This is a genomic window from Luteibacter sp. HAY1-4A (genome assembly GCF_056755355.1).
On the sequence record NZ_JBNDHZ010000043.1, the window covers coordinates 1 to 21,615 of the forward strand.

The window sequence follows — 21,615 nt, forward strand, 5'->3', positions numbered from 1 at the left end:
GTCTTCATGGTGATCTTCCTGGTCCTGGCGGGGCTGCTCACCTTCTACACCGGCGATTTCTACGATCGCGGCCTGGCCGACCTGCAGCCGTTCTTCGACATGCATCCCTGGCTCTACCTCGTGCTGGTGCCGGCGGTGACGATGCCCACCTGGGCCGAAGAGCGCGCCTCCGGCACGCTGGAACTGCTGTTCTCGCTGCCCGTGACGATCTCACAGGCCGTACTCGGTAAATTCCTGGCGGCGTGGACCTTCATCGGCATCTGCCTCGTGCTTACGTTCCCCATCTGGATCACGGTGAACTACCTGGGTGACCCGGACAACGGCGTGGTGCTGGCGGGCTATGTCGGCAGCTGGCTGATGGCGGGTGCCTTCATCGCCATCGGCACCTGCATGTCCACCAGCACGCGCAGCCAGATCATCGCCTTCATCCTCACCGCGGCGGTCTGCTTCCTGCTCCTGCTGGTGGGCCAGCCGCAGGTGCTCGACTTCTTCCAGGATTCGGTGCCACCCAAGCTGCTCGGCGCCATGGGCCAGCTCAGCATCACGCGGCATGCCAACGCGATCGCCCGGGGTGTTCTCGACCTGCGCGACCTCGTGTACTTCTTCGCCACGATCGTCGCCTGGCTCGCCGCCAGCGTCGTCGTGCTCGACCTCAAGCGGACGCGTTGACGATGCGCCGCCTGCAGGTCTCGCGCTCCTTCCTGCTGCGCCTTGCCCTTCTTGGCATCGCGGTGCTGTTCCTCGTGGCCATCGCCATCAGTTCCATGTCGCTGCGCACCGCGCGCATGGACCTCACCGCCGACCGCATATACACGCTGACGCCCGGTACCCAGAAGATCGTCGACGGCCTGCGCAAGCCGCTCACCCTCACGCTCTATTTCTCCGAGCATGCCACGCGCGACCTGCCACAGCTGCGGAGTTACGAGCAGCGCGTGCACGAGATGCTGCGCGAGATCGCCGTGCGGGCGCACGGACGCATCCGCTTCAGGGTCATCGATCCCGTGCCTTATTCGGACGACGAGGACGCCGCGGAAAGCTACGGGCTGTCGCCCGCCAGCGGCGGGAGCAACGGCGAGCGCGTGTTCTTCGGCCTGGTGGGCATGAGCAACGCCGGCGACGTACCGCCGCAGGCCATCCCCTTCTTCGATCCGGCTCGCGAATCCTTCGTCGAATACGACATCGCGAAGCTGCTCTACGAACTGGGCATGCCGACGAAGCCGCACCTGGGCGTGATCAGCTCATTGCCCGTCGAGGGCAACCTCGTGATCGGCGAGCCGGCATGGGCGGTCGTGCGCCAGCTGGACCAGCTGGCCGAGGTGACCAACATCGACCCCGACGGCCTCACGCACATCGACCCGTCCATCAAGGTCCTCCTGCTGATCCATCCCAAGCGATTGCCGGACGACGCCCTCTACGCCATCGACCAGTACGTGCTGCACGGTGGCCACCTGGTGGTCTACGTCGACCCCGATGCGGAGATGGACAACGCGCCGCTCGTCGACTCGCACGGCGTGGTGGACGACCACGACTCGGACCTGCGCCGGCTGTTCGAGGCATGGGGCGTGGATTACGACCCCACCAAGGTGGTGCTCGACAGGTCGCAGGCGCTCACCATCGAATTGAACGGCAACAGCATCGCGCACCCGGCCATGCTGGGCCTGGGCGCGCAGGACCTCAACCACGACGACGTGGTCACGGCGAGCCTGCAGCGAGTGAATTTCTCCTCGGCGGGATTCTTCGAACTGGCGCCGGAAACGAAGGCTCGCCTCATTCCCCTGGTGCAGACCTCGGACGAAGCCGCCGTGGTGCCCGCTCAGCGCGTGCGCGATGCCGCATCCGATCCGTCCGTGTTGTTGGACAACTACCAGCCCACGCACGAGCGCTACGTGCTGGCCGCGCGGCTGCGCGATACCTTCCGCACGGCGTTCCCGGAACGCCATGACAAGGATCACCTGGCCCAGGCGGCGGCGCCGGGTGAGGTGGTTCTCGTCGCCGATACGGACCTGCTCTCCGACCGTTTGTGGATCGACGTGCAGCCGCTGCTGGGCCAACAGCAGCTCACTCCCTTTGCGAACAACGGCGACTTCGTGGCGAACATCGTCGACAACCTCGGCGGATCGACCGCGCTGTTGTCGATTCGCGGCCGGGTGAACTCGCAACGTCCGTTCACCAAGGTGCGTGCGTTGCAGGCGGCCGCCGATCGCAAGTTCCTCGTGAAAAAGCGGGAACTGGAAAACGAGCTCTACGAGACGCAGCGCCGCCTCACGGAACTGCAGCCGGCCAAGAACGCGGCAACGCCCGCCACGGCGACAGGCGAACAGCGCCGCGAGGTGGAGCAATACCTGCAACGAAAGCTCGCCATCGGCAAGGAGCTTCGTGAGGTGCAGCACCAGCTCAATGCGGAGATCGATGCCCTAGGCCTGCGCCTCAAGTTCATCAACATCGTGCTGGTACCGGGGCTGGTGGCCCTGTTCGGCCTGATCTACGGCTGGCGTCGCACCCGGCGCAGCCGGCGCGTGGTCTGAGCGATGCTCGACGCCATGCTGAAGTGGATCGTGCCCTGGGAATTCTCCTGGGTGTTCCTGCTGACGTTCGCCGGCACCGCGTGGCTCTATGTGCGGGGTACGCGGCGCCTCCACGTACCCGCGGCGCGCCAGGCGGCCTTCTGGGTGGGCATGGGGCTGGTGTACGTGTCCCTGCACACGTATTTCGACTATTTCGCCGAGCATGAATTCTTCATGCATCGCATCCAGCAGGTGCTCCTGCATCACCTGGCGCCGTTGCTCCTGATCGCGGCCTATCCCGGAACGGCCCTGCGTGCCGGCCTGCCGTTGCGCCGGCGCGTGCACGTGCGCAGGGCGGGGCAGTCGGTGGCATGGCGGATCATTGCGTCCGTGGCCTTCAATCCGGCCTTCGTCACGCTGTTCTTCGTGGCGCTGATCCTCGTCTGGCTGATACCGGACATGCAGACGCTTGCCATGCTGGACTGGCGCATCTACCGGGCGATGAACTGGTCGATGGTGCTTTCCGGCCTTTCCTACTGGTGGCTGGTGCTGGATCACCGGCCGAAGCCGCCGGGGCGCATGTCGCCCGGCTGGCGCGTGCTGTCGCCCGCGATCACCATGACGCCGCAGATCGTGGCGGGCGCCATCGTCACCTTCTCGAAGACGGACCTCTATCCGATCTTCGAGATATGCGGGCGGGCCTTCACGATGAACGTGCTTACCGGGCAGCTCATCGGCGGTGTCATCATGTGGGTGCCGGCAGCGATGATCGAATCGATCGGCGGGCTGCTCGCACTGCGCCAGTGGCTGCGCCTGTCGCGCAACGGGCGGTTGCCCCGGCGTGCACCTCGGTCACGGCGCCCCACCACCGTGCATCCATAGCCCGATAACCGTCGCCCCTGCGAAGGCAGGGACTCGGTAACTCAGTCCCGTCGCCCCTGCGAAGGCAGAGACTCGGTAACTCAGTCCCGTCGCCCCTGCGAAGGCAGGGGCCCAGTGACTTCAGCGCGTACGAAGCCACCACGCCCATATCGCGCGTTGCTCGGTTCAATAAACCTTCGGCACCCGTTCCGCCTTCGCAGTCACCTTGTCCTTCTTCGGCTTGCCCTCCAGCGGCGGCAGGTCGAACTCCTTGTCGGGGGATTGCTTGTCGGGAAGCTGGTCGAGCATGTGCCGGATGAGGTTCAGGCGGCCGGTCTTCTGGTCGTCGAAGTCGGCCACGAACCACGGTGCGTCGTCGGTATGCGTCTTCTGGATCATCGCGTCGCGCAGGTCGCCCATCTCGGCGTACTTCTCGCGAGCCTTCACGTCCACGGGCGACAGCTTCCAACGCTTCAGAGGATCGGCCGCGCGCTCGGCGAAGCGTTCCTCCTGCTCGTCCTGGTCGACCGACAGCCAGTACTTGAGGAGGATGATCCCGTCGTCGACGAGCATCTTCTCGAAGACAGGGCAGGCCTTCATGAAGCGCTCGTACTGGTCGTCGGTGCAGAAGCCCATGGCGGGCTCAACGACGGCGCGGTTGTACCAGCTGCGATCGAACAGGACGAGCTCGCCGGCGGCGGGCAGGTGCGCCACGTAGCGCTGGAAGTACCACTGCGATTCCTCGGTAGCGCTGGGCTTGCCGAGGGCCACCACGCGGGCCGCGCGGGTGTCGAGCTTGTCGGTGATGGCCTTGATGGTGCCGCCCTTGCCGGCGGCGTCGCGGCCTTCGAAGATCACCAGCATGCGCTTGCCGGTGAGCCGCAGCCAGCGGGTGAGGCCGACGAGCTCGACCTGCAGGTCTTCCAGCGCTTTTTCGTATTCTTTCTTCTTGCCCATGCGGCGGCTCCTCGGACTGAAGTTCGAGTGTGCCTCATCGATGTGTACGGAGCGTGCTTTATGTGGGAGTCGCTTCAGCGGCGATCCCGCGGCAGCGGGCAAGGTTGCCGCAAGCACCCATCGCCGCTGAAGCGGCTCCCACACAAAGCAGTCCCGTTCAGCCTGCGGCGGTGAGGGTCTGCAGTTCGTCGGCCTGGTGTTCGCGGGTGAGGGTGTCGACGAGTTCGTCGAGGTCGCCCTGCATCACCTCGGTCAGCCGGTACAGGGTGAGATTCACGCGGTGGTCGGTGATGCGGCCCTGCGGGAAGTTGTACGTGCGGATGCGCTGGCTGCGGTCGCCGGAGCCGACCTGGAGGCGACGCGACTCCGCCTGCGCCGCGCTCTGCTTGCTCCGCTCGGCGTCGAGCAGGCGTGCCTTCAGCAGGCTCATGGCGCGGGCGCGGTTCTTGTGCTGGCTGCGTTCGTCCTGGCACTCCACCACCGTGCCGGTGGGCAGATGGGTGATGCGGATGGCCGAATCGGTCTTGTTGACGTGCTGGCCACCCGCACCGGATGCGCGGAAGGTGTCTACCTTGAGGTCGGCGTCGCGCAGTTCGATGTCGCCCACCTCGTCCTGCTCCGGCAGGATCGCCACGGTGGCGGCGGAGGTGTGGATGCGTCCTTGTGATTCGGTTTCGGGCACGCGCTGCACGCGGTGGGTGCCGGATTCGAACTTCAGTTTCGAGTAGGCACCGCGGCCCTCGATGCGCGCGACGATTTCCTTATAGCCCCCGTGTTCGCCCTCGCTGGCGCTGAGGATCTCGATGTTCCAGCGCTGGCGCTCCGCGTAGCGCGCGTACATGCGGAACAGGTCGCCGGCAAAGATCGCGGCCTCGTCGCCGCCGGTGCCCGCGCGCACTTCCAGGAACAGGTTGCCCTCGTCGCGCGGGTCCTTCGGCAGCAGCAGAACCTGCAGCTCGCTGTCGAGCTTCGCGAGGTGCGCCTCGATGTGGTCGATATCGTCCGCGGCCATGTCGCGCATCTCGGGGTCGTCGAGCATGGCGCGCGTGTCGGCCAGCTCGCGCTCGGCCTGGTCGTGTTCCTTCAGCGAGGCGGCCACGGGCTCCAGCTGCGCGTACTCGCGCGAGAGTTCGCGGAAGCGCTGGCTGTCGGCGAGTACGTCAGGCTGCGCGAGCAGCAGGCCGATTTCCTCATGGCGTTCGGCAAGGGCTTCGAGTTTGCGGCGGATCGAGGGCGTCATTCGGTCAATGCTGTGCGGCTTGCTTTGTGTGGGAGCCGATTCATCGGCGATAGGCCTCGCGGCATCTCCGCTGCGTTGGCTTTCGCCGCTGAAAGCGGCTCCCACACAAAGCAGGCTCCAGGACCCGGGCGACTGCATGTCGTCCCGGGGTCATCCGCACATCATGCGGAAAGGTCGTCGTCCGGGTCTAGCCCGTACAGGCGGCCGGCGGCGTGGAGCAGGTCCAGGTCGCCCGCCATGGCGGCGTCGCGCAGACGCGCGCTTGGCGTATGCAGCAGCTTGTTCGTGAGGGTGTTCGCCAGGAAGGCGAGGGCTTCCTCGGCCGGCCGCCCCTTCGCCAGCATCGCCTGGGCCTTCGCCAGCACCTCGTCGCGCTGCGCCTCGGCGGCCTGGCGGAGGTCGACGGCTGGATTGCGCAGGGTGAGGGCGCGGCGCCAGGACATGTATCGCTCGACCTGGAGGTCGATGATGGCATCGGCTTCGCGGGCGGCCAGTTCGCGGGAGCGGCGATTTTCGTCGATGACCTGCTTCAGGTCGTCGATGCCATAGAGATACACGTCATCCAGTGTGGCGACATCGGGCTCGATGTCGCGCGGCACGGCGATGTCCACCATGAACATCGGCCGGCGGCGGCGCGCGGCGATCGCATCGGCCACCATCGGACGGGTGACCACCGGGTTCCGCGATGCCGTGGAAGTGATGACGATGTCCGCCTCGGCGAGGTGGCGGGGCAGGTCGGCGAGCGAAATGGCATAACCGGCGTAACGCCCGGCCAGCTCCTGCGCGTTTTCGAGCGTGCGGTTCGCGACGATGAGGCGCCGCACGTTCTTGTCGGCGAGGTGGCGGGCGGCCAGTTCGATCGTCTCGCCGGCGCCGATCAGCAGCACGCAGGCCTGGCGCAGGTCGGTGAAGACCTGCTCGGCCAGCCGGACGGCCGTATACGCGACCGAAACGGTATGCGCGCCGATGCGGGTATCCGTGCGCACGCGCTTCGCCACCGCGAAGGTGTGCTGAAGCAGACGCTCCATCGGCGCCCGCAGGCTCTGCGCGGAACGGGCCTGCTGGTAGGCCTCCTTCACCTGGCCCAGGATTTGCGGTTCGCCGAGCACCATGGAATCGAGCCCCGTGGCCACACGGAACATGTGGCGCACGGCGTCGTGTTCGTCGTGGCGGTAGAGGAACTCGTCGAGGCGTTGCGGGGTCAACCGGTGCTGGCGCGACAGCCATTGGCCCGGCACCGTCTCGAAACCCTCCGCCACGCTGCAGTACAGCTCGGTGCGATTGCACGTGGAGAGGATCATCGCCTCCTCGACCCCCGGCTGGCGGGTAAGGTCGCCCAGCGCCTCGGGTGCCACCGCTGCGTCGAAGGCCACCTGCTCGCGCAGGCTGACCGGCGCGGTGAGGTGATTGAGCCCGAGGGCGATGAGTGGCATGACGGGGGTCGGCTTGGGTGGCGTCGGCTAAGCTAAGGGCGCATTGTGCCCCTACCAAGGCGCCGGCGCTTGCAGGTGCCCAACGGGAAAGACGGAGAGTAGTGTGCTGAGCGGTCGGTCCAAGTTCAAGCGAGTGCGTCATTTTGCAGTGCTGCTGGCGGTGGCGGCCCTTGCCGGCTGCGCCACGATGCGCCCGGCCGAGGCCCCCAAGGCCACGCGCACCGGCGTCCAGCCGCTCGATCGGCTGACCGTGGCCATCGTGCCGCCGGAGCGCGACCTCCAGGCCCAGCTGATGGCCGGCGACTTCGCCCTGGCCGCCAGCGACCTCAAATCGGCCTCCGAGGCCTATGGCCGTGCTGCCGTTCTCAGCGATGACCCGAAGGTGGCGGCCCGCGCCGCCGAACTGGCGCTGGCGGTGCACGACCAGGATGCCGTGGCGAAGGCGGTGGAGCGCTGGGCGGCGCTCGGCGCGAAGCCGGCCGAACTGGCTTCCGCCCGGGCCCGCATGGCCCTCGACCGTGGCGACACGGCAGAGGCGCAGCGCCAGTTGGAAGCACTGATCGCCACCGGCGATCCCGATGCGTGGCGCGAATTCGGCCGCATCCTCGTCACCGGACGCGACGCCGCGCAGGCTGGCGTGCTGCTGGAACGCATCGCCACGCCGCAGCGGCTTCCGAACGACGCCACGGCCTGGCTCGCCATGAGCGAACTCGGCGAGAACCTTGGCCGCCACGATTACGCGACGACCATCGGCGACGCCGCGCTGGCTCGTTTCCATAACGGAACCACCTACGCCTGGGCTGGGCAGAGAGCCTTCCAGGCCGGCGACAAGGCCGGCGCGAGGAAACTCTTCGCCAAGGCGGTGGAACGCGACCCGAAGAACCCGCGCCTCCGGATGGCTTACGCCAGCGTGCTGGTGCAACTGAACGACACCAAGGCCGCGACGAAGCTCCTTGCCACCGGCGCGCAGAACGCCGACACCTATGCGATGCGCCTCAGCCTCGCGGCCAAGGCCGAGGACAAGGCCGCGATCGTCCGCCTCTACGGCGAAATTCGCCGGCAGTCCGACGATGTGCAAGCCGAAAACGCCTTCATCCTGGGTCAGATGGCGGAACTGCTGGGCAAGCAGGACGACGCTCTCGACTGGTACGCCGCCGTCGGCGACGACGATCCGCGCATCTTCGACGCGTCCGTGCGCAGTGCGGTCATCCTCCATCAGCAGGGTAAGGACGACGATGCGCACGAGATCGTCGCCGAGCTGCAGACCACGTATGCCGATCGTCCGGAGCAGTTGCTCAAGGCGTTCGCGGTCGACGGCGAGCTCTACATGGATGCCGGGCGTTTCGACGCGGCCGCGGAAGCCTTCGACAAGGCCTTGCGCGTGAAGGCCGACGACACCGACATGCTGTACAGCCGCGGTCTGGCCTACGCGGAAGCCGGCCGGATCGACGACGCCGTGGCCGACTTCCGCAAGGTGCTCTCGCTGAAACCGGGCGACATCGAGGCGAGCAACGCGCTCGGTTACACGCTGGCCGACAGCGGCCGCGACCTCGGCGAAGCGCAGAACCTGATCCAGGCCGCCCGCGCGGCACGACCCGACGACCCGTCGGTCGCCGACTCGTGGGGCTGGCTGAAGTACCGCCAGGGCCAGCTCGATCAGGCCGAGAGCACGTTGCGTGGCGCATGGGCACAGCGAAAGGACGCCGAGATCGGCGTACACCTTGCGGAAGTGCTGTGGAGCCGCGGGCGTCGCGACGAGGCGCGCAAGCTCTTGAACGAAGTGCGCCGGATCGATCCGAAGAACGCCGCGCTGGAAAAGACCGAGCAGAAGCTCAAGCCTTGAGCAGCGTCCCTCCTGTTCCTGTAGGAGCCGCCATGGCGGCGAGTCACTCTCGCGACATCGTCGGACGAGACGGCCATCTGGCCCTCGCCGCCATGGCGGCTCCTACAGGTGCTCCCTCGACCCCTTCGAGTTCCGCCATGACCCTGATTGTTTCGCTGTGCCGCCGAACCTCGTTCGTGGCGATGGCTGCGCTTCTGCTCGCCGCCTGCGCCACCACGCGCGCACCGCTTCACCAGCCCGGCGACGCGGCCACGCTCGGCGTACAGGAACAGCGCGAGAAAGCGCTTGGCGATACGGACCACTGGACGCTCGAAGGGCGCCTGTCCGTGTCCAACGGAAAGGACTCGGGGTCCGGCGGCCTCACATGGCGCCAGGACGGCGAACGGTATGAATTCACGGTACGTGCCCCGGTCACCGGACGCAGCTTCCGCCTTACCGGCGGTCCCGACGGTGCGGAGCTCGAAGGCCTCGACGGTGGCCCCCGGCGAGGCCCGGACGCCGAATCGCTGATGGCCAGCGCGGTAGGCTGGCAGATCCCGATGGCCGACCTGAAGCGCTGGGTGCTCGGCCTGCGTGCCGATGGCGGGCCGGCGGACATCGCCTTCGGTGCCGATCGTCTGCCCTCCCGCATCGTCCAGGACGGCTGGACGGTGGACTACAAACAGTGGGACACCGCGCGCCAGCCGCCGATGCCCTCCCGCGTGTTTGCCGAGAAGGCGCCGTACAAGGTCCGGCTTTCGATCGAAGACTGGACGTTCGGCAAATAGCGTCAAGAGGTGCGCCAAACTCGCCCGCTGCCGCGGGATCGCCGCTGAAGCGGCTCCCGCAAGCACCTATACTTCGCGCCTCCAAAGCCTTGGCTTCCCCGATGCATTTCACCATCTCACGCGCACGCGACGACGACGCTGCGCGCCTGTGCGACATCGAGCGTGCCGCGGTGGAACTCTTCCGCGGGCATGAGGCCTGGTCGTCGTACTCGGGCCTGGCCCTGCCCATCGACACCGTCCGCGAACTGATTGCCCGCGGCCTGGTATGGGTCGCCGTCGTCGACGGCGACGTCGTGGGTTTCGTGTGCCTTGCCCCGGAGGGCGACGACGCGATCGGCATCGCGGAAATCGACGTGCTTCCTGCCTTCGGTGGCCGGGGCATCGGCGCCGCGCTGCTGGAGCACGCCTGTACCTGGGCCCGCGAGGCAGGGTATGCCGAAGTGACGCTCGGTACGCTGGCGGACGTGCCGTGGAATGCGCCGTTCTATGCGAAGCATGGCTTCACGGCCGTCGACAAGCACGCGCCCGAGTTCGCCGAGGCGTTGGAACGCGACCGCGCGAACGGCTTTCCCGACCACCTGCGCGTGTTCATGCGGCGCCCGCTGGCGCCGCTGGCACCCGGGGAGTGGACGGTCTGGCCGGCTCCGGCGAAGCTCAACCTGTTCCTGCGCATCCTGGGCCGCCGTGAGGACGGCTACCACGACCTCCAGACGGTGTTCCGCCTGCTCGACTGGGGCGACGAGGTCCGGCTGCGAGTGCGGACGGATGGTGCGATCGTGCGGCCCACGCCCGTCCCAGGCGTTCCCGAGGACGCCGATCTGACCGTACGGGCCGCCCGCCTGCTCGCCGAGGAGACGGGAACGCCACTGGGTGCCGAGATCGCCGTGGCGAAACGCATTCCCATGGGCGGCGGGCTGGGTGGTGGCAGTTCCGACGCGGCCAGCGTCCTGGTCGGCCTGGACACGTTGTGGGGCACGGGACTGGGCGAGGACGCGCTGGCCGCGCTGGGCGCCCGGCTGGGTGCCGACGTGGCCGTTTTCGTGCGAGGCCGCTCCGCCTGGGCCGAAGGGGTGGGTGAACGCCTCACGCCGGTGCGCCTTCCGCGCCGCTGGTATGTGGTGGTGGATCCCCATGAACACGTGCCCACGGCGGCGCTCTTCGCGGCTCCCGAATTGACACGTACTGCCCCTCGGGCGACAATTTCATCCTTTGTTTCCGGGGATTCGGCGGAAAACGCCTTTGAGCCGGTGGTTCGTGCGCGCCACCCTCGGGTGGCAGCGGCGCTGGACTGGCTGGGTGGCTTCGGTCACGCCCGTCTCTCCGGCAGCGGCGGCTGCGTCTTCCTGGAAACAAGAACCCACGAGGCGGCGCTTGGCGTCGCCTCGCGCTGTCCCGGGGGCTTCACGGCCCATGTGGCGGCGGGTGTCGATCCATCGCCGCTGCTGTTGGCGCGGCGCCGGATCGAGGCAAGGGGCATCGTGTCGTAAGAACGGGTAGGGCCGCGGGCTGCGGCAAAGCCATGGCGGGCCGTTGGTTCGCCGGAACGAATTGTTGGGGCGTCGCCAAGCTGGTTAAGGCACGGGATTTTGATTCCCGCATGCGCAGGTTCGAATCCTGCCGCCCCAGCCACCGCTCGCGGTGGCAGAGCCGAACCAACCCACTCACGCCAGGAGTTCCTTCGTGGATACGTCCACCCCGATGCTGTTCAGCGGCAACGCACACCGCGCGCTCGCCGACGATGTTGCCGCCCGCCTCGGCATTCCCCTGGGCAAGGCCCTCGTCGGCCGGTTCAGCGATGGCGAGGCGCAGGTCGAGATCGAGGAGAACGTACGCAAGCAGGAAGTGTTCGTCATCCAGCCGACGGGCGCGCCCAGCGCGGAAAACCTCTTCGACCTGCTGGTGCTGATCGACGCGCTCAAGCGCGCCTCGGCCGGCTCGGTCACCGCGGTGATGCCGTACTTCGGCTACGCGCGGCAAGACCGCCGCCCGCGTTCGGCCCGCGTGCCGATCACGGCGAAGCTGGCGGCGAAGATGATCGCCACGGCCGGTGCGGACCGCGTGCTCACGATCGACCTGCACGCGGACCAGATCCAGGGCTTCTTCGACATCCCGGTGGACAACGTGTACGCCTCGCCGGTGCTCCTGGCCGACATCTGGCGTCACCACAGCATGGACGACCTGATCGTGGTCAGTCCGGACGTCGGCGGCGTGGTGCGCGCGCGTGCGCTGGCCAAGCGCCTGGACGACGCGGACCTCGCGATCATCGACAAGCGCCGCCCGAAGGCGAACGTGGCCACGGTCATGAACATCATCGGCGACGTGGAAGGCAAGACCTGCGTGCTGGTGGACGACATCGTCGACACCGCCGGCACGCTCTGCGCCGCCGCGGTGGCGCTGAAGGAAAAGGGCGCCCGCAAGGTCGTCGCCTACTGCGTGCACCCGGTGCTTTCGGGTGCCGCGATCGACAACCTGGAGCGCTCCCAGCTCGACGAGCTGGTGGTGACCAATACGCTGCCGTTGCGCGACAACGCCCGCGACTGTGCGAAAATCCGCCAGTTGTCGGTCGCGGAACTGCTCGCGGAGACGATCCGCCGCATCGCCTTCGGCGAATCGGTGAGCTCGCTCTACATCGACTGATCCACCGTCTTTCGGACTCCCCTGGTCGCGGGGGAGTCCTTTACCCACCGCCGCGAGGCGGTTTACTTGAGGCAACACCAATGGCTACCAATCATCAGCTCACGGCCACGAGCCGCAGTGTGGAAGGGAAGGGTGCGAGCCGCCGCCTTCGCACGGCGGGTTACGTGCCGGCGATCGTGTACGGCGCGGGCGAAGCCCCGCAGGCGATCCAGGTCCTCCACAACGACGTGCTGCTCGGCTCGCGCTACGAGTCGTTCTATTCGTCGGTGATCGACCTGACCGTCGACGGCAAGCTGCAGAAGGTCCTGATCAAGGACTGGCAGAAGCACCCGTTCAAGCAGCTCATGCTGCACATGGACTTCCAGCGCGTGAACGAGAACGAGGCCATCCGCGTCGCCGTTCCGGTGCACTTCCTGAACCAGGAGAAGTCCCCGGCCGGCAAGACCGCCGGTCTGGTCATCTCGCACAACCTGACGGAAGTGACGGTCTCGTGCCTCCCGGGCAACCTGCCGGAGTTCATCGAGCTCGACCTCGCCGACCTGAAGGCCGGTGACATCGTCCACCTGTCCGACCTCAAGCTGCCGGCCGGCGTGGAAATCCCGGAACTGGGCCTTGGCAAGGAGCACGACGTCGCCGTCGTCACCGTGGCCTCGATCCAGGAAGAAGTGGATCCGACCGTCGAGGGTGGCGAAGCCCCGACCGAAGAAAAGAAGTAATCGGCGCCATGTGGGAGCCGATTCATCGGCGAAAAGCAAACGGAGCGTTGACGCCGTGGCCGTCATCGCCGCTGAAGCGGCTCCCACACAAAGCCCCGCCTTAATTCATGGCGACACTCCGTCTTATCGTCGGCCTCGGCAACCCCGGGGCCGAATACGTCAGGACCCGGCACAACGCCGGGTTCTGGTGCGTGGACGCGCTGGCCATGGACCAGGGCGAGCGCTGGGCCTTCGATGGCAAGCTGCACGGTGAGACCTGCAAGCTGCGCATCGCGGGCGAAACGGTCTGGCTGCTCAAGCCGGCCACGTTCATGAACAAAAGTGGCATCGCCGTCGCCTCGGCGCTGCGCTACTACAAAATCGCGCCGGAGGAGTGCCTCGTCGCCCACGACGAACTGGACCTTCCGCCCGGCACTGTCCGCATGAAGTTCGACGGCGGCCACGGCGGCCAGAACGGACTGCGCGACATCATGGCCCACCTGGGTCATGGCAAATTCCATCGCCTGCGGATCGGCATCGGCCATCCGGGGCACAAGGACAAGGTCACCCCGTGGGTGCTCGGGCGCCCGAGCGCGGCCGACGAGGACGCCATCATGCACGGCATAGGGCGCGCGTTCGACGTGCTGCCGCTGGCGCTGGACGGCAAGTTCGACGAGGCGATGAAACGCCTGCACACGGTCGCCTGACCCCACACCACATCAACCGGACACAGATTCGCCATGGGCATCAAATGCGGCATCGTCGGCCTGCCTAACGTCGGCAAGTCCACCCTCTTCAATGCGCTGACCAAGGCCGGCATCGCCGCCGCCAACTTCCCGTTCTGCACGATCGAGCCGAACACGGGCATCGTGCCCGTGCCGGATCCGCGCCTGGACGAACTGGCCGCCATCGTGAAGCCGCAGCGGATCATCCCGACCACCATGGAATTCGTGGACATCGCGGGCCTCGTGGCAGGCGCGTCGAAGGGCGAGGGCCTGGGCAACAAGTTCCTCGCGCACATCCGTGAGACCGACGCCATCGCGCACGTGGTGCGCTGCTTCGAGGACGGTAACGTCATCCATGTGGCGAACAAGGTCGACCCGATCGCCGACATCGAGACGATCGACACCGAGTTGGCGCTGGCCGACCTGGAATCGGTACTGAAAGCGCTCGACCGCGCCACGCGCTCGGCGAAGGCGAACGACAAGGACGCGCTGGCGCGCAAGCCGGTGCTGGAGAAACTTGCCAAGGCGCTCGACCAGGGCAAGTCGGCGCGCGCCGCCGGCCTGGACGCCGAAGAGAAGGCGCTGGTCCGCGACATGTTTCTCATCACGATGAAGCCGCTGATGTACATCGCGAACGTCGCGGAAGACGGCTTCGAGAACAACCCGCACCTCGACGCCGTGCGCGCGCGCGCGGTGGAAGAGGGTGCCGAGGTGGTGCCGGTATGCGCCGCCATCGAGGAAGAACTCTCACAGCTGGAAGACGCTGACCGCGACGAGTTCCTGAAGGATCTCGGCCTCGAAGAGCCCGGCCTCAACCGCGTGATTCGCGCGGGCTATCGCCTGCTGGGCCTGCAGACCTACTTCACGGCCGGCGTGCAGGAAGTGCGTGCGTGGCAGGTTCGCGCCGGCTCGACGGCACCGCAGGCCGCCGGCGTCATCCACACCGATTTCGAACGCGGCTTCATCCGCGCCGAAACCGTCGCCTACGATGACTTCATCAAGTTCAAGGGCGAGCAGGGCGCGAAGGAAGCCGGCCGCCTGCGCCTGGAAGGCAAGGACTACCTGGTCAAGGAAGGCGACGTGCTGCACTTCCGGTTCAACGTCTGAGAAAAGCTCTGTGGGAAGCGCGCCAGCGCTTCCCACGCAATCGGTAACCGGCCAGTCCCTTTCCCGCGTCTCGCGACGTTCAGGGGCTCAGCCACCCGGCGCGGTCATCTGCCGCTGCATGTGGTCCAGGTACTGGTCCAGCTCGCCCACGTTGGCGAATACTTCGGCCACCGGCACCGCCTTCACGATGTCGAACACCTTCTTCACCTGCGGCTGCGGGTTGAGCAGCAGGGTGCGGCCGTCGCGGTCGTGCAGCTGCTTGCGCAGTTGCGCCAGGCTGCGCAGGCCGGCGCTGCTGATGTATTCGAGCCCCGAAAGATCGACGACCAGCGTGCCGCCGTTGTCCACCAGCGGCGTGATGTCGCGCATGGCTTCGTCGAAGGCCGCGTAGGTCGCCGCGTCGAGACGGCCTTCCAGCCACACGGTGCTGCGGTGGGTGCTGGGGCTTTCGCTGCGGACGATGAGGGTCATGTGGCGGGCTCGTCGGAAGGGTCGAAGCGGATGACGACACGGTTGCCGTGTGCGTCGCGTGCATAGTGGAAATCGCTGGCGATGCTGCGGGCCAGATGCAGGCCGAGACCGCCGATGTCGCGTCGTGCGATGTCGCCCGGCAGGTCGGGTGGCTCGTGTTGCAGCGGATCGAACGGCATGGCGTCGTCGCGCAGCTCGAGGTGCACCACGTCGGCCTTCACCTCCAAGTGAATCTCGATGTTGCCATCACGCCCATCCGGGTAGCCGTGGCGCACCGTGTTCACCAGCAACTCCTCGAGAACAAGACGCACGTCGGCGCGACAGGCTGTGTCCACCTCTGCTCGATCGAGCGTGCCCTCGGCCCTGTCGAGCGCGAGGAACACGTCCTCCAGCCGATTATGAATGCGCAACCGCATCGAGGCGGACTCCCGCGGCGCCGCTGTCGTGCCAGGTCAGCGCGAGCAGTGCGATGTCGTCGTAGGCGGGTGCGCCGCCGACATAGGCATCGACGTCGCCCAGCACCTGTTGCACATAGGCTTCCGGCGCCGCGCCTTCCTCGACGCGAGCGATGCTGTCCAGGATGGCGTGCATCCCGTACAACCGCTGGTTGGCCGCATGCGCCTCGCTGACGCCGTCGGTGTACATCAGCATAGTGTCGCCCCCAAGCAGCGTGAGTACGCGTACAGGGTAGCGCGCTTCGGCGTCCAGGCCGAGCGCGGGGCCGGTTTCGACGTCGACGAAGGTCGCGCTGCCGCCCGCGTGCAGCACGGGCTGCTCGTGGCCGGCGCTGGCGAGCGAGAGCAGGCCGGTTTCGGTTTCCACCACGCCGCAGAGCAGGGTGACGAACATGCAGGTGTCGTTGCCCTTACACAGTTCGCGATTCAGCGCGCCCAGGATTTCGCTGGGCGAACGGGCATGCGTGGCGAGCGTGCGCGCGAGCGTGATGGTGCGTGCCATGAAGAGCGCGGCGGGGATGCCCTTGTCGGAGACGTCGCCCACCATGACGCAGATGTGCCGCGCCCCGAGGGTGAAATAGGTATACAGGTCGCCACCCACCGCGCTCGCGGGACGCAGCGCTGCGTGGACTTCGATGCGCCCATCGGCGGCCAGCCAGTGCGGTTCGGGAATGAGGGCCTGTTGGATCTGCCGCGCGATTTCCAGTTCGCTCGCCATGCGCTCCTGCTCGCGGGCGATCTGCTTCGCGGTGTCGATGTGCCCCGCCAGTTGGCGCCGCATCTGGTCGAAGGCCCGGGTCAGGCGTCCCACCTCGTCCTTGCGGCGGATGTGGGGCAGGGGGAAGTCGAGGTGGCCACGGGCGACGTCGTCGGCGCGATCCGACAGGATCGCCAGCGGCGCCATCAGGCGGCGGGTGATGACCAGCGCGATCAGAGACACGCCGGCGAGGGCGAGCAGGCCGAGCAGGATGTCGACGTAGTAGGTGCGGCGCAGGTCCGCCAGCACCTCGCGCTCCGGCATGGTCAAGCCGAAGGTCCAGGTCGTCCCGGGAATGGCGACGAAGTAGACCCAGACCGGCTCGCTGACGCGGCTGCCCATCTCCGGGGTGAGGCGCACCGGGTTCTGTCCGGCGGCCAGCGCCGCGCGAAAGGGCTTGCTGCCGCGTGTACCGACGTAGGATGTCCAGTCGTGGGCGAGGAAGTCGCCGTTGGAGTCGACCACGAAGGCCGAGGCATGCTCCGGCTTGTTCAGCTCACCCAGCAGCCGTTGCAGCCAGCCGAGGCTGATGGTGGCGTCGGCGACGCCCACGACAGGAACCGTCTTCCCGGGAATGGCGACGGAATAGCCGACCAGGGTGTCGCTCCGGCCCACCGCGTGGAACGGCGCCTGCCAGCAGCCTTCGTCGCAATTGAGTCCGCGAACGAACCAGGGCGATGTCCAGTAGACCTCGGGATCGTCGAGCCGGCTGCCCATGCTGAGGGTGCCGTCGATGGCGCGGCGGGCGATCGGCGCGTCGACGGGGCGGGGCGCCGCCGTGTCGCGGGGAATGAACGCGGCGGTGATGTCCACCAGTTCCGGGTTCACAGCAAGCGTGTCGCGGATGAGGGCGGGAGCCTCGTCGCGCCGGGTAGCGAGGATGCCGGCCATCACCCGGGCTACCCGGGAGACGTTGCCAAGGCGCCCCTGGATACGCGTCGCAGCCCACCCTGAGACAGCGGAGGCTTCCTGCTCGGTCTGCTTGAGGATCTGCTCGCGCGTGTGCGAAAGCAGCAGCCCGCCCGTGACCACCAGCACGAGGGCCGAGCCCAGGAGAACGCCCAGGGCGAGTCGCGTGGCGACGCTGCGAAGGACCATCGGGCACTCCCGGGAGGGTAGGGTCCGAATCTATGCTGCGGGAAGCGGCCCGGCAAGCGGCGGCCCGGTCATAATGCGGTTTTCTCGAACAAGGTCACGCCATGCCCGGCACCCAGCGCGAAGTCGAATTCCGTTTCCTCGCCCAGCCCACCGATGTGAACTTCGGCGGCAAGGTGCATGGCGGCATGGCCATGAAGTGGCTGGACCAGGCAGGCTATGCCTGCGCGGTGGGCTGGAGCGGCGCGTACTGCGTCACGGCATCGGTCAGCGGCATCCAGTTCCTCGCGCCCATCCTGATCGGCGATCTCGTGACCGTGCGGGCCAGGCTGATCCATACGGGCACCTCGAGCATGCACCTGGCGGTGGATGTGCTGGCCCGCGACCTGCGCAGCGGCGAAGAGCGCCTCGCCACCAGTTGCGTGATGGTGTTCGTGGCCCTGGACAAGCCGGACGGCGGCAAGCCGACACCCGTGCCGCCGTGGAAGCCGGTGGAGGAAAAGGACCTGCGCCTCCAGGAGTACGCCTTGAAGTTGATGGAGATGTCCCGCGCGATGGAGCCGCTGGTGCTGGCTACCCGCGAAGCCTGAATCAAGGGCCCCGCCCTGTAGGAGCCGCTACAGCGGCGAGGGGAAGTTGCGTCGTTGCTTCATCGCTCCGTGGGCTTCTCGCCGCCATGGCGGCTCCCACATTTTATGTGCGCGGAAGTTGTTGACAGTTTCTCGGACGCTCGCGACAATAGGCGTTCTTTGTTGGAGGAATACCCAAGCGGCCAACGGGGGCAGACTGTAAATCTGCTGGCTTACGCCTTCGGTGGTTCGAATCCACCTTCCTCCACCAGACGAGTTCCGCGCAGTGCGGGAGTAGTTCAATGGTAGAACTTCAGCCTTCCAAGCTGATTGTGCGGGTTCGATTCCCGTCTCCCGCTCCATTGTTCCTACGCGCATTGCGTCACGTGCTCATGTAGCTCAGTCGGTAGAGCACTTCCTTGGTAAGGAAGAGGTCGCTGGTTCGATTCCAGTCATGAGCACCATCTTCGTCGTCCGCGGCGGTTCCTTTTTTTACTATCTCATTGGCTCCAGCGGAGTTTAGCGCTCATGGCAAAGGGTAAGTTCGAACGTAAGAAGCCGCACGTCAACGTCGGCACCATCGGTCACGTCGATCACGGCAAGACCACGCTCACGGCTGCCCTGACGAAGATCGGTGCCGAGCGTTTTGGCGGCGAGTTCAAGGACTACGGTTCGATCGATGCGGCGCCGGAAGAGAAGGCGCGCGGCATCACGATCTCCACGGCCCACGTGGAATATGAATCGCCGAATCGTCACTACGGCCACGTCGACTGCCCCGGGCACGCCGACTACGTCAAGAACATGATCACCGGTGCCGCCCAGATGGACGGCGCGATCCTGGTGTGCTCGGCCGCCGACGGCCCGATGCCGCAGACCCGCGAGCACATCCTGCTCTCGCGTCAGGTCGGCGTGCCGTACATCGTGGTGTTCCTGAACAAGGCCGACATGGTCGACGACGCCGAGCTCCTCGAGCTCGTCGAGATGGAAGTCCGCGAACTGCTGTCGAAGTACGAGTTCCCGGGCGACGACACCCCGATCGTGCACGGCTCGGCGCGTCTCGCGCTGGACGGCGACCAGTCGGAAATCGGCGTGCCGTCGATCATCAAGCTCGTCGACGCGCTCGACAGCTGGATCCCGGAGCCGCAGCGTGACATCGATAAGCCGTTCCTGCTGCCGGTCGAAGACGTGTTCTCGATCTCGGGCCGCGGCACCGTGCTGACCGGTCGTGTCGAGCGCGGCATCGTGAAGGTGGGCGACGCGGCTGAAGTCGTGGGCCTGCGCGACACCCAGACCACCACGGTCACGGGCGTCGAAATGTTCCGCAAGCTGCTCGACCAGGGTCAGGCCGGTGACAACGTCGGCGTGCTGGTTCGCGGCCTGAAGCGTGAAGACGTCGAGCGTGGCCAGGTGCTGGCCAAGCCGGGTTCGGTCACGCCGCACACCGAGTTCGAGGGTGAGGTGTACATCCTCTCCAAGGACGAGGGCGGCCGCCACACCCCGTTCTTCAGCAACTACCGTCCGCAGTTCTACTTCCGCACCACGGACGTCACCGGTTCCATCAAGCTGCCGGAAGGCACCGAGATGGTGATGCCGGGTGACAACGTGAAGATCAGCGTCACGCTGGGCTTCCCGATCGCCATGGACGAAGGCCTGCGCTTCGCTATCCGTGAAGGTGGCCGCACCGTCGGCGCCGGCGTGGTCGCGAAGATCATCAAGTAAGAACGATGCCGGGCCCTCGGGTCCGGCAGCCGGTCGCGAGGCGGGCTGGTCATCGACCGCCCGCCTTCGCGGTTCCACTGTTTCACCTGTACGCCAGTAGCTCAATTGGCAGAGCAGCGGTCTCCAAAACCGCAGGTTGGGGGTTCGAGTCCCTCCTGGCGTGCCACTCCCGAGTCCGCATGAATACGAAGGCACAAGAAGCCAAGGGTATGGGCCCGGCCGATCTCGGCAAGCTTGCGCTTGCGTTGGTCGTGCTCGTTGCCGGCATCGTCGGTTTCTACTATTTCAGCGACAACCCCAACGTGCCGTCCTTCGCGCGCGTGGCGGGCGTCATCGTCGCCGTCGTGGCCGCCCTGGCCATTTCCGCCTTCACGGTCCCGGGTCGCAAGCTGCGTGGCTTCGTCGCCGAGTCGCAGTTCGAAATGCGCAAGGTCGTCTGGCCGACGCGCGACGAAACACTTAAGACCACCGGTGTCATCCTGGTGGTTGTGGTCATTCTTTCGCTGCTGATGGGGCTCATCGACTGGTTGCTAAAGTCGCTCGTGCTCGATTGGCTGCTTAAGCTCGGACATTGAGGTAAGGCATGAGCAAGCGCTGGTACGTGGTTCACGCCTATTCGGGGTTCGAGCAGCAGGTTCGCAAGGCCCTGGAAGAGCGCGTCAAGCGCGAGGGCATGGAAGAGAAGTTCGGTGAAATCCTGGTTCCGACCGAGGAAGTCATCGAGATGCGCGGCGGCCAGAAGCGCCGCAGCGAGCGCAAGTTCTTCCCGGGTTACGTCCTGGTCCAGATCGAAACCGATACGAGCGGCAAAACGCCCCGCATCGACGACGAATGCTGGCACCTGGTCAAGGAAACCCCGAAGGTCATGGGTTTCATCGGCGGTACCGCCGACCGTCCCCACCCGATCCGCGACAGCGAGGCCGACGCCATCCTGAGCCGCGTGCGCGAAGGTGTGGAGAAGCCCCGTCCGAAGGTCCTCTTCGAGCCGGGCGAGATGGTCCGCGTCACCGACGGTCCGTTCAACGACTTCAACGGCGTGGTCGAGGAAGTCAATTACGAAAAGAGCCGTCTGCGCGTCGCGGTGCTCATTTTCGGTCGTTCTACCCCGGTCGAGCTCGAGTTCGGCCAGGTGGAGAAGGCCTGACGGCCCTCTGACCGGCGCTGCCGGTCCTCCTCGGCACAGGGTTTGCATAGCCCGCGTGAGGAGCCTATAATGCCCGGTTCACGCTGGAGACTTGTGCTCCGGCGTGTCCGTGTTTCAGGGGTTCGCAGGCGCGGGCCCTTCCACGTTCCAGGGACGGTCTACAGCGAGGAGCCGCAAGGCGCCAGCACTCGCGAGGAAAGATAAATGGCAAAGAAAGTCATTGGTTACATCAAGTTGCAGGTGAAGGCCGGCCAGGCTAACCCGTCGCCGCCGGTCGGTCCGGCGCTCGGTCAGCGCGGCCTGAACATCATGGAGTTCTGCAAGGCGTTCAATGCCGCCACGCAGAAGCTCGAGCCGGGTCTTCCGATCCCGGTCGTGATCACGGCCTACTCGGACCGTACCTTCACCTTCATCACGAAGACCCCGCCGGCCTCGATCCTCCTCAAGAAGATCACGGGCGTGGCCAAGGGCTCGCAGAAGCCGAACACCGACAAGGTGGGCAAGGTCACCCGCGCCCAGCTCGAGGAAATCGCGAAGCAGAAGGAGCCGGATCTCACGGCTGCCGATCTCGATGCCGCCGTGCGTACCATCGCCGGCAGCGCGCGTTCCATGGGTCTGGTGGTGGAGGGTTAAGAC

General features: G+C 66.6%; 21 protein-coding genes and 5 tRNA genes. 20 read left to right on the forward strand and 6 right to left on the reverse strand.

The window, feature by feature from the left end; all coding sequences use genetic code 11:
* From ACPYOD_RS14440 to ACPYOD_RS14450, 3 genes are all read left to right on the forward strand, one after another.
* Positions 1 to 669: ABC transporter permease subunit (locus tag ACPYOD_RS14440; RefSeq protein ID WP_481302423.1), on the forward strand; the 669-nt coding region annotated here is incomplete at its 5' end.
* A 2-nt stretch (positions 670 to 671) separates the two neighbouring features.
* A complete protein-coding gene (locus ACPYOD_RS14445) occupies positions 672 to 2,525 on the forward strand; it encodes a GldG family protein (RefSeq protein ID WP_481302424.1) in 1,854 nt (617 codons plus the stop codon).
* Between the two features lie 3 nt (positions 2,526 to 2,528).
* Positions 2,529 to 3,386, forward strand: coding sequence for a cytochrome c oxidase assembly protein (locus tag ACPYOD_RS14450; RefSeq protein WP_481302425.1), 858 nt, complete (start codon positions 2,529 to 2,531; stop codon positions 3,384 to 3,386).
* A gap of 165 nt (positions 3,387 to 3,551) precedes the next feature.
* Here ACPYOD_RS14450 and ppk2 read toward each other — a convergent pair whose 3' ends face one another.
* The 3 genes from ppk2 to hemA all read right to left on the reverse strand — a co-directional run bounded on the left by ppk2 (position 3,552) and on the right by hemA (position 6,995).
* Positions 3,552 to 4,322 (reverse strand): polyphosphate kinase 2, encoded by a 771-nt coding sequence (ppk2, locus tag ACPYOD_RS14455; protein WP_481302426.1) that lies wholly within the window; start codon positions 4,320 to 4,322, stop codon positions 3,552 to 3,554.
* Between the two features lie 157 nt (positions 4,323 to 4,479).
* Positions 4,480 to 5,562 (reverse strand): peptide chain release factor 1, encoded by a 1,083-nt coding sequence (prfA, locus tag ACPYOD_RS14460; protein ID WP_481302427.1) that lies wholly within the window; start codon positions 5,560 to 5,562, stop codon positions 4,480 to 4,482.
* 161 nt (positions 5,563 to 5,723) lie between these two features.
* Positions 5,724 to 6,995 carry a glutamyl-tRNA reductase gene (gene hemA, locus ACPYOD_RS14465; RefSeq protein ID WP_481302428.1) on the reverse strand — a complete coding sequence of 424 codons (1,272 nt, stop codon included), beginning with the start codon at positions 6,993 to 6,995 and terminating at the stop codon, positions 5,724 to 5,726.
* A gap of 133 nt (positions 6,996 to 7,128) precedes the next feature.
* Here hemA and ACPYOD_RS14470 point away from each other — a divergent pair, with 133 nt between their 5' ends.
* The 8 genes from ACPYOD_RS14470 (at position 7,129) to ychF (ending at position 14,769) form a co-directional block, all read left to right on the forward strand.
* Positions 7,129 to 8,838 carry a tetratricopeptide repeat protein gene (locus ACPYOD_RS14470; protein ID WP_481302429.1) on the forward strand — a complete coding sequence of 570 codons (1,710 nt, stop codon included), beginning with the start codon at positions 7,129 to 7,131 and terminating at the stop codon, positions 8,836 to 8,838.
* A gap of 137 nt (positions 8,839 to 8,975) precedes the next feature.
* On the forward strand, positions 8,976 to 9,605 hold the full coding sequence (gene lolB / locus ACPYOD_RS14475; RefSeq protein ID WP_481302430.1) for a lipoprotein insertase outer membrane protein LolB: 630 nt from the start codon (positions 8,976 to 8,978) through the stop codon (positions 9,603 to 9,605).
* A gap of 101 nt (positions 9,606 to 9,706) precedes the next feature.
* Positions 9,707 to 11,092, forward strand: a complete 1,386-nt coding sequence (gene ispE, locus ACPYOD_RS14480; protein ID WP_481302431.1) for a 4-(cytidine 5'-diphospho)-2-C-methyl-D-erythritol kinase — start codon at positions 9,707 to 9,709, stop codon at positions 11,090 to 11,092.
* 65 nt (positions 11,093 to 11,157) lie between these two features.
* A tRNA-Gln gene (locus ACPYOD_RS14485) sits at positions 11,158 to 11,234 on the forward strand.
* A 51-nt stretch (positions 11,235 to 11,285) separates the two neighbouring features.
* Positions 11,286 to 12,242, forward strand: coding sequence for a ribose-phosphate diphosphokinase (locus tag ACPYOD_RS14490; protein WP_481302432.1), 957 nt, complete (start codon positions 11,286 to 11,288; stop codon positions 12,240 to 12,242).
* 80 nt (positions 12,243 to 12,322) lie between these two features.
* A complete protein-coding gene (locus tag ACPYOD_RS14495) occupies positions 12,323 to 12,958 on the forward strand; it encodes a 50S ribosomal protein L25/general stress protein Ctc (protein ID WP_448100540.1) in 636 nt (211 codons plus the stop codon).
* Positions 12,959 to 13,065: 107 nt separating this feature from the next.
* Positions 13,066 to 13,644 (forward strand): aminoacyl-tRNA hydrolase, encoded by a 579-nt coding sequence (pth, locus tag ACPYOD_RS14500; RefSeq protein WP_481302433.1) that lies wholly within the window; start codon positions 13,066 to 13,068, stop codon positions 13,642 to 13,644.
* Positions 13,645 to 13,677: 33 nt separating this feature from the next.
* Complete coding sequence (gene ychF / locus ACPYOD_RS14505; protein WP_481302434.1) at positions 13,678 to 14,769, forward strand: redox-regulated ATPase YchF; 1,092 nt, start codon at positions 13,678 to 13,680, stop codon at positions 14,767 to 14,769.
* Positions 14,770 to 14,856: 87 nt separating this feature from the next.
* Here the strand turns inward: ychF and ACPYOD_RS14510 are convergent, their stop codons facing one another.
* From ACPYOD_RS14510 to ACPYOD_RS14520, 3 genes are read right to left on the reverse strand one after another with little or no spacing between them, the layout of a single operon-like run.
* Positions 14,857 to 15,240 (reverse strand): STAS domain-containing protein, encoded by a 384-nt coding sequence (locus ACPYOD_RS14510; RefSeq protein WP_481302435.1) that lies wholly within the window; start codon positions 15,238 to 15,240, stop codon positions 14,857 to 14,859.
* Positions 15,237 to 15,656, reverse strand: coding sequence for an ATP-binding protein (locus ACPYOD_RS14515; protein ID WP_481302436.1), 420 nt, complete (start codon positions 15,654 to 15,656; stop codon positions 15,237 to 15,239). The genes ACPYOD_RS14510 and ACPYOD_RS14515 overlap by 4 nt, the downstream gene beginning before the upstream one ends.
* Complete coding sequence (locus ACPYOD_RS14520) at positions 15,637 to 17,550, reverse strand: SpoIIE family protein phosphatase (protein WP_481302437.1); 1,914 nt, start codon at positions 17,548 to 17,550, stop codon at positions 15,637 to 15,639. The genes ACPYOD_RS14515 and ACPYOD_RS14520 overlap by 20 nt, the downstream gene beginning before the upstream one ends.
* 101 nt (positions 17,551 to 17,651) lie before the next feature.
* Here ACPYOD_RS14520 and ACPYOD_RS14525 point away from each other — a divergent pair, with 101 nt between their 5' ends.
* From ACPYOD_RS14525 to rplK, 9 genes are all read left to right on the forward strand, one after another.
* Positions 17,652 to 18,137, forward strand: coding sequence for an acyl-CoA thioesterase (locus ACPYOD_RS14525; RefSeq protein WP_481302438.1), 486 nt, complete (start codon positions 17,652 to 17,654; stop codon positions 18,135 to 18,137).
* Between the two features lie 164 nt (positions 18,138 to 18,301).
* Positions 18,302 to 18,387, forward strand: a tRNA-Tyr gene (locus ACPYOD_RS14530).
* A gap of 17 nt (positions 18,388 to 18,404) precedes the next feature.
* Positions 18,405 to 18,478 (forward strand) — tRNA-Gly (locus ACPYOD_RS14535).
* A 26-nt stretch (positions 18,479 to 18,504) separates the two neighbouring features.
* Positions 18,505 to 18,580, forward strand: a tRNA-Thr gene (locus ACPYOD_RS14540).
* A 64-nt stretch (positions 18,581 to 18,644) separates the two neighbouring features.
* A complete protein-coding gene (gene tuf / locus ACPYOD_RS14545; RefSeq protein ID WP_427459681.1) occupies positions 18,645 to 19,835 on the forward strand; it encodes an elongation factor Tu in 1,191 nt (396 codons plus the stop codon).
* A 90-nt stretch (positions 19,836 to 19,925) separates the two neighbouring features.
* A tRNA-Trp gene (locus ACPYOD_RS14550) sits at positions 19,926 to 20,001 on the forward strand.
* Positions 20,002 to 20,014: 13 nt separating this feature from the next.
* Positions 20,015 to 20,410, forward strand: coding sequence for a preprotein translocase subunit SecE (gene secE / locus ACPYOD_RS14555; protein ID WP_481302439.1), 396 nt, complete (start codon positions 20,015 to 20,017; stop codon positions 20,408 to 20,410).
* 8 nt (positions 20,411 to 20,418) lie between these two features.
* Positions 20,419 to 20,979: a transcription termination/antitermination protein NusG gene (gene nusG, locus ACPYOD_RS14560; protein ID WP_167125943.1), complete on the forward strand. Its 561-nt coding sequence runs from the start codon at positions 20,419 to 20,421 to the stop codon at positions 20,977 to 20,979.
* A 204-nt stretch (positions 20,980 to 21,183) separates the two neighbouring features.
* Positions 21,184 to 21,612, forward strand: a complete 429-nt coding sequence (gene rplK, locus ACPYOD_RS14565) for a 50S ribosomal protein L11 (RefSeq protein ID WP_045829444.1) — start codon at positions 21,184 to 21,186, stop codon at positions 21,610 to 21,612.
* Positions 21,613 to 21,615 lie beyond the last annotated feature (3 nt).

Bases quoted from the DNA above. Each gene is read 5' to 3' on its own strand.
- ACPYOD_RS14445 (WP_481302424.1), top strand. From the start codon at position 672: ATGCGCCGCCTGCAGGTCTCGCGCTCCTTCCTGCTGCGCCTTGCCCTT.
- ACPYOD_RS14450 (WP_481302425.1), top strand. From the start codon at position 2,529: ATGCTCGACGCCATGCTGAAGTGGATCGTGCCCTGGGAATTCTCCTGG.
- ppk2 (WP_481302426.1), bottom strand. From the start codon at position 4,322: ATGGGCAAGAAGAAAGAATACGAAAAAGCGCTGGAAGACCTGCAGGTC.
- prfA (WP_481302427.1), bottom strand. From the start codon at position 5,562: ATGACGCCCTCGATCCGCCGCAAACTCGAAGCCCTTGCCGAACGCCAT.
- hemA (WP_481302428.1), bottom strand. From the start codon at position 6,995: ATGCCACTCATCGCCCTCGGGCTCAATCACCTCACCGCGCCGGTCAGC.
- lolB (WP_481302430.1), top strand. From the start codon at position 8,976: ATGACCCTGATTGTTTCGCTGTGCCGCCGAACCTCGTTCGTGGCGATG.
- ispE (WP_481302431.1), top strand. From the start codon at position 9,707: ATGCATTTCACCATCTCACGCGCACGCGACGACGACGCTGCGCGCCTG.
- ACPYOD_RS14495 (WP_448100540.1), top strand. From the start codon at position 12,323: ATGGCTACCAATCATCAGCTCACGGCCACGAGCCGCAGTGTGGAAGGG.
- pth (WP_481302433.1), top strand. From the start codon at position 13,066: ATGGCGACACTCCGTCTTATCGTCGGCCTCGGCAACCCCGGGGCCGAA.
- ychF (WP_481302434.1), top strand. From the start codon at position 13,678: ATGGGCATCAAATGCGGCATCGTCGGCCTGCCTAACGTCGGCAAGTCC.
- ACPYOD_RS14510 (WP_481302435.1), bottom strand. From the start codon at position 15,240: ATGACCCTCATCGTCCGCAGCGAAAGCCCCAGCACCCACCGCAGCACC.
- ACPYOD_RS14515 (WP_481302436.1), bottom strand. From the start codon at position 15,656: ATGCGGTTGCGCATTCATAATCGGCTGGAGGACGTGTTCCTCGCGCTC.
- ACPYOD_RS14520 (WP_481302437.1), bottom strand. From the start codon at position 17,550: ATGGTCCTTCGCAGCGTCGCCACGCGACTCGCCCTGGGCGTTCTCCTG.
- ACPYOD_RS14525 (WP_481302438.1), top strand. From the start codon at position 17,652: ATGCCCGGCACCCAGCGCGAAGTCGAATTCCGTTTCCTCGCCCAGCCC.
- tuf (WP_427459681.1), top strand. From the start codon at position 18,645: ATGGCAAAGGGTAAGTTCGAACGTAAGAAGCCGCACGTCAACGTCGGC.
- secE (WP_481302439.1), top strand. From the start codon at position 20,015: ATGAATACGAAGGCACAAGAAGCCAAGGGTATGGGCCCGGCCGATCTC.
- nusG (WP_167125943.1), top strand. From the start codon at position 20,419: ATGAGCAAGCGCTGGTACGTGGTTCACGCCTATTCGGGGTTCGAGCAG.
- rplK (WP_045829444.1), top strand. From the start codon at position 21,184: ATGGCAAAGAAAGTCATTGGTTACATCAAGTTGCAGGTGAAGGCCGGC.